The organism is Immundisolibacter sp. (assembly GCF_028696615.1).
Lineage (GTDB): Bacteria > Pseudomonadota > Gammaproteobacteria > Immundisolibacterales > Immundisolibacteraceae > Immundisolibacter.
In genome coordinates this window covers 1-4,897 of record NZ_JAQVGQ010000202.1, presented here as the reverse complement: position 1 = coordinate 4,897, position 4,897 = coordinate 1, and the positions used below count along the sequence as shown (strand labels likewise).

Below are 4,897 nucleotides of genomic sequence, written 5' to 3'. Positions count from 1 at the left end.
GGAGCGTGACGTCCGGCCTGCTGACGGCACTGTGGTTCCGTTATTTCCGCCCGCTGATGAAAGACCGCACCCGGGCCGGCGACGCGCGCGCCGCCGCCATCGGTGAGTGCGGGCGCGTCATCCGGGCACCGCACGGCGACAAGCGCGGCGTGGTGCGCTTCACCACCCCGCTGCTCGGCGACGATGAATGGGAGTTCATCTGCGCCACGCCGGTCGCCGTCGGCGACCGGGTGTATGTGAAAGATTTTTCCGGCAACACGCTGATCGTCGAAAAGCGCGACTGACCGCCCCTCGCCCCATCACTCACGGAGCCAAACCATGCCCGGCCTGGTCGTCACCCTGTTCCTGTTCGCGCTGGTGGTGGTCACCATCGGTCTTGGCGTACGCATCGTGCCGCAGGGCAGCAAGCACGTGGTGCAGCGCCTCGGCAAGTACCACACCACGCTCAATCCGGGCCTTAACCTGATCATCCCCTACATCGACACGGTGGCCTACAAGGTGACCACCAAGGACATCGTGATGGACGTGCCCTCGCAGGAGGTCATCACCCGCGACAACGCCGTCATCATCGTCAACGCGATTGCCTACATCAACATCGTGTCGCCCGAAAAGGCCGTGTACGGCGTCGAGAACTACGTGCTGGCCATCCAGAACCTGGTGCAGACCTCGCTGCGCTCGATCGTCGGCGAGATGGACCTCGACGACGCGCTGTCGTCGCGCGAGCAGATCAAGGCCAAGCTCAAGGCCGCCATCTCGGACGACATTGCCGATTGGGGCATCGCCCTCAAGACGGTGGAAATCCAGGACATCAAGCCGTCCGAAACCATGCAGCGGGCCATGGAGGAACAGGCCGCCGCCGAGCGCGCGCGCCGCGCCACGGTGACGCGTGCCGACGGCGACAAGGCGGCCGCCATCCTGCAGGCCGAGGGTCGGCTCGAAGCCTCGCGGCGCGACGCCGAAGCGCAAGTGGTACTGGCCGAGGCCAGCCAGACCGCCATCCGCAAGGTGGCCGAGGCCACACAAGCCGGCGAGCTGCCGGTGGTCTACCTGCTCGGCGAGAAATACATCGAGGCCATGCGCGACATCGCGCACAGCCAGAACGGCAAACTGGTGGTGCTGCCGGCGGACCTGCCGGCGGCAGTGCGCGGCATCATGGGTGGGTTGGCGGGGCGCTGACGCCCCGCCGTCAACGGTCTGCCGCGATTAATAGGCCGTTGAAAAACCTTCTTCAACGGCCTGCTAAGCCGGCAGATCGGCGCCCAAATGCGGCTTGATGGTATCCAGCAGCGCCTGGTGCACGCGCAGCGTACCGCCGACCACGTTGCCGGTTTTCATGGCCCGGTCGCCGCCGCGAATGTCCGTCACCACGCCGCCCGCCTCGCGAATCAGCAGCATGCCGGCGGCCATGTCCCAGGGCTGCAGGCCGAGTTCCCAGAAACCGTCGAAGCGCCCGGCCGCCACGTAGGCCAGGTCGAGCGCGGCAGAACCTGCGCGGCGAATGGCGCAGCCGGCCCGCGACACCGCCTTGAAGGTCTCGGTGTAGGCATCCAGGTGCTGGTGCGACTTGAACGGGAAACCGGTGCCGATCACCGCGCCCGCCAGTTTGGCCTGCCCACTCGCGCGCAGGCGGCGGTCGTTCAGGCGCGCGCCCTTGCCGCGTTCGGCCACGAACAGCTCGTTGCGGCCGGGGTCGTAGACCACCCCGATCTCCAGGCGGTCCTTGATCTCGAGCGCGATCGACACCGAATACCACGGCAGGCCGTGCAGGTAATTGGTGGTGCCGTCGAGCGGGTCGATGATCCAGCGCGCGCCGTGGCTGGCGACCTCGCCCTGGGCGCCGCCCTCTTCTCCCAGAATGGCGTGGTCCGGGTAGGCACGGCGGATGATGTCGACGATGCGCCGCTCGGCCTCGCGGTCGGCGTCGGACACGAAATCGTTCGGGCCTTTCATTTCGATGCGCAGCTCGTGCAGGCGCTCGCCGGTACGGAGCAGAAAATCGCCCGCGGCGCGAGCGGCGCGCACGGCGATGGTGGTCAATGGCGACATGTAAAGAACTCGCAGCGACAGGGGCCGGCGGCGCGGGACGCGCACCGGCCGGGCATTCTAACAAGCCGCTGAAAAGGGCTGCCCCGCTGCGCCGCGCGGGGCGCTGCCACCGCGCCATTAAAATGACGACCATGAATACCCTCCCCCGCGTGCGCATCGTGCTGGTCGGCACTACCCATCCCGGCAACATCGGCGCGGCGGCGCGCGCCATGTACACCATGGCGCTGACGCGGCTGTACCTGGTGCGCCCGAAGATCTTTCCGCACGAGGAGGCCAGCGCCCGCGCCGCCGGCGCCGATGCGCTGCTGGATCGGGCCGTGCTGTGCGACACGCTCGCCCAGGCGGTTGCCGACTGCACGCTGGTGATCGGTGCCAGCGTGCGCGAGCGCAGCATCGAGCTGCCGCCGCTGGACCCGCCGGCCTGCGCCGAGCTGGCGTTGGCGCACGCCGCGCACGGCGAGGTGGCGCTGGTGTTCGGCCCCGAACACTCCGGCCTCAGCAACCAGGACCTGGACCTGTGCCAGCGGCGAGTGGTCATCCCGAGCAATCCCGCGTTTGCGTCGCTGAACCTCGCCGCGGCCGTGCAGGTGCTGGCCTACGAGCTCTACCGGCGGGCCGCCGTGGCACCACCACCACCAGCCGAGCCGAGCGGTCCGCCGGCCACGCATGCCGAGCTCGAGCGGCTGTTCGAGCATTTGGAGCGGGTGCTCGAACGCGTCCGGTTTCTGCGCCCGAGCAACCCGCAGCGCGGCATGCGCCGCCTGCGCGCGCTTGTCAACCGAGCCACCCCGGACCAGAATGAGGTGCAGATTCTGCGCGGCATCCTGAGTGCCATCGAGCACGCCCTCGCCAAGGCCAATCCCGATGTTTGATCGTGTGCGCGAAGACATCGACTGCGTGTTCGCGCGCGATCCGGCCGCGCGCAACCGCTTCGAGGTGCTCACCACCTACCCCGGCCTGCACGCGCTGTGGCTGCACCGCCTGGCGCACTGGCTGTGGGGGCGCGGCCTGCGCTGGCCGGCGCGCTTCATCGCCTATCTGTCGCGCTTTCTGACCGGCGTCGAGATTCATCCCGGCGCGCGCATCGGGCGGCGTTTTTTCATCGACCACGGCATGGGCGTGGTGATCGGCGAGACCGCCCAGATCGGCGACGACTGCACGCTGTACCACGGCGTCACGCTCGGCGGCACCACCTGGGAGAAAGGCAAGCGCCACCCGACGCTCGAAAACGACGTTGTGGTCGGTGCCGGCGCCAAGATTCTCGGCCCCATCACCATGGGTCGCGGCGCGCGCATCGGCAGCAACTCGGTGGTGGTCAAGGACGTGCCGGCCGGCGCCACGGTGGTCGGCATCCCCGGCCGGGTGGTCGGCGCCGACGCCGAGCGCCGGCGCGAGACCGCCGCTCGCATCGGCTTCGCCGCCTACGGCCTGCGCGACGACCTGCCGGACCCGGTCAGCCGCTCGCTGGATGCGGTGCTCGACCACGTCGAGGCCATCGAGGAGCGCATGGCGCGCCTGATGGCCACCCTGCAGGAACTCGGCGTTTCGGCCGATCCGCGTGAGGACGCCAAGGCCACCGGGCCGCGCGACGAAACCCGCCCTTGAACGCCCCGCAACAGGGCGTGCCGGCGGTACACACGGCGCCAGCCGCGCAGCCGGCCGGCACGCACCAGCCCTTCGTCGAAGGCGAGCGCCTGCGGCGCATCCTGGGGCTGGCGCTGCCCATCATCGCCGCCATGACCTCGCAGAGCGTGCTGAACGTGGTCGACACCGCCATGGTCGGCAAGCTCGGCGACGCGGCCCTGGCGGCGGTCGGCCTCGGCAGCTTCGTGCTGTTCACCTGCCAGGCGATGATTCTCGGCCTGTCGGTCGGCGTGCAGGCCATCGCCGCCCGGCGCAAGGGCGAGGGCCGCATCGACGAGACGGCCGTACCGCTCAACGCCAGCCTGCTGCTGATCCTGGTGATCGGGCCGCTGCTGACGCTCGCGCTGTGCGCACTCGCGCCGTGGCTGTTCCCGCTGCTGAATCCGGACCCCGAGGTGATCGCGGGCGCCGTGCCGTATTTCCAGATCCGCATGCTGGCCGGGCCGCTGATGGCCATGAACTACGCCTTTCGCGGCTACTGGAACGGCATCGGCCAGTCGCGCCTGTACATGACCACCCTGCTCATCATGCACGCCAGCAACGTGCTGCTGAACTACGTGCTGATCTACGGCCACTTCGGCGCCCCGGCGCTGGGCGTGGTCGGCTCCGGCCTCGCCACCGCGCTGTCGGTGTTGCTGGGCACGGCCATCTATTACGCCTTCGGCTGGCGTTATGCGCTCGAGGGCGGCTTTTTGCGCCGGCGCCCGCAGCGGCAGGATTACCGCTCACTGGTGCGCATCGCCGTGCCGGCGGGCCTGCAGCACGTGTCGCAGTCGGCCGGCCTGGTGGCGCTGTACTGGATCATCGGGCGCATCGGCACGGCGGAGCTGGCCGCCGCCAACGTGCTGGTGAACCTGATGACGGTGGTCATCCTGCCCGGCATGGGCCTGGCCATGGCGGCGGCGACGCTGGTCGGGCAGGCGCTGGGCGCCGGTGATCCTGCCGAGGCGCGGCGCTGGACGCGCGACGCGCTGCGCATCGGCCTGGTCGGACTCGGACTGCTCGGCGCGCCCATGCTGCTGGCGCCGGACCTGATCCTGGGGGTGTTCCTGCACAACCCGGACACGGTGGCGCTGGCGCGCTGGCCGATGCGCATTGCCGGTTTGGCGGTGGTGCTCGAGGGCGTCAAGCGCGTCTACATGCAGGTGCTGATGAGCGCCGGCGAGGCCCGGCGGGTGATGCGCGTCAGCGTGCTGACGCAGGGGGT

At 69.6% G+C, this 4,897-nt stretch carries 6 protein-coding genes; 5 read left to right on the top strand and 1 reads right to left on the bottom strand.

Features of this window, described 5'->3' with window-relative positions:
* Both PHC73_RS11565 and PHC73_RS11560 read left to right on the top strand, forming a co-directional pair.
* Positions 1–284, top strand: a 284-nt coding sequence (locus tag PHC73_RS11565) for an NfeD family protein (protein WP_300128295.1), incomplete at its 5' end; no start/stop codon positions are given.
* Positions 285–318: 34 nt separating this feature from the next.
* Positions 319–1,176 carry a stomatin-like protein gene (locus PHC73_RS11560; RefSeq protein ID WP_300128292.1) on the top strand — a complete coding sequence of 286 codons (858 nt, stop codon included), beginning with the start codon at positions 319–321 and terminating at the stop codon, positions 1,174–1,176.
* 63 nt (positions 1,177–1,239) lie between these two features.
* On the opposite strand, the gene PHC73_RS11555 is transcribed toward PHC73_RS11560, so the two are convergent.
* The gene (locus PHC73_RS11555) at positions 1,240–2,046 is read right to left on the bottom strand and encodes an inositol monophosphatase family protein (protein WP_300128289.1); all 807 of its coding nucleotides are present in this window, start codon (positions 2,044–2,046) and stop codon (positions 1,240–1,242) included.
* Between the two features lie 131 nt (positions 2,047–2,177).
* Here PHC73_RS11555 and PHC73_RS11550 point away from each other — a divergent pair, with 131 nt between their 5' ends.
* From PHC73_RS11550 to PHC73_RS11540, 3 genes are all read left to right on the top strand, one after another.
* The gene (locus PHC73_RS11550) at positions 2,178–2,918 is read left to right on the top strand and encodes an RNA methyltransferase (RefSeq protein WP_300128286.1); all 741 of its coding nucleotides are present in this window, start codon (positions 2,178–2,180) and stop codon (positions 2,916–2,918) included.
* A complete protein-coding gene (gene cysE, locus PHC73_RS11545; RefSeq protein WP_300128284.1) occupies positions 2,911–3,651 on the top strand; it encodes a serine O-acetyltransferase in 741 nt (246 codons plus the stop codon). The genes PHC73_RS11550 and cysE overlap by 8 nt, the downstream gene beginning before the upstream one ends.
* The coding region (locus PHC73_RS11540; protein WP_300128281.1) for an MATE family efflux transporter at positions 3,648–4,897 on the top strand (1,250 nt) is incomplete at its 3' end. The genes cysE and PHC73_RS11540, both read left to right, overlap by 4 nt.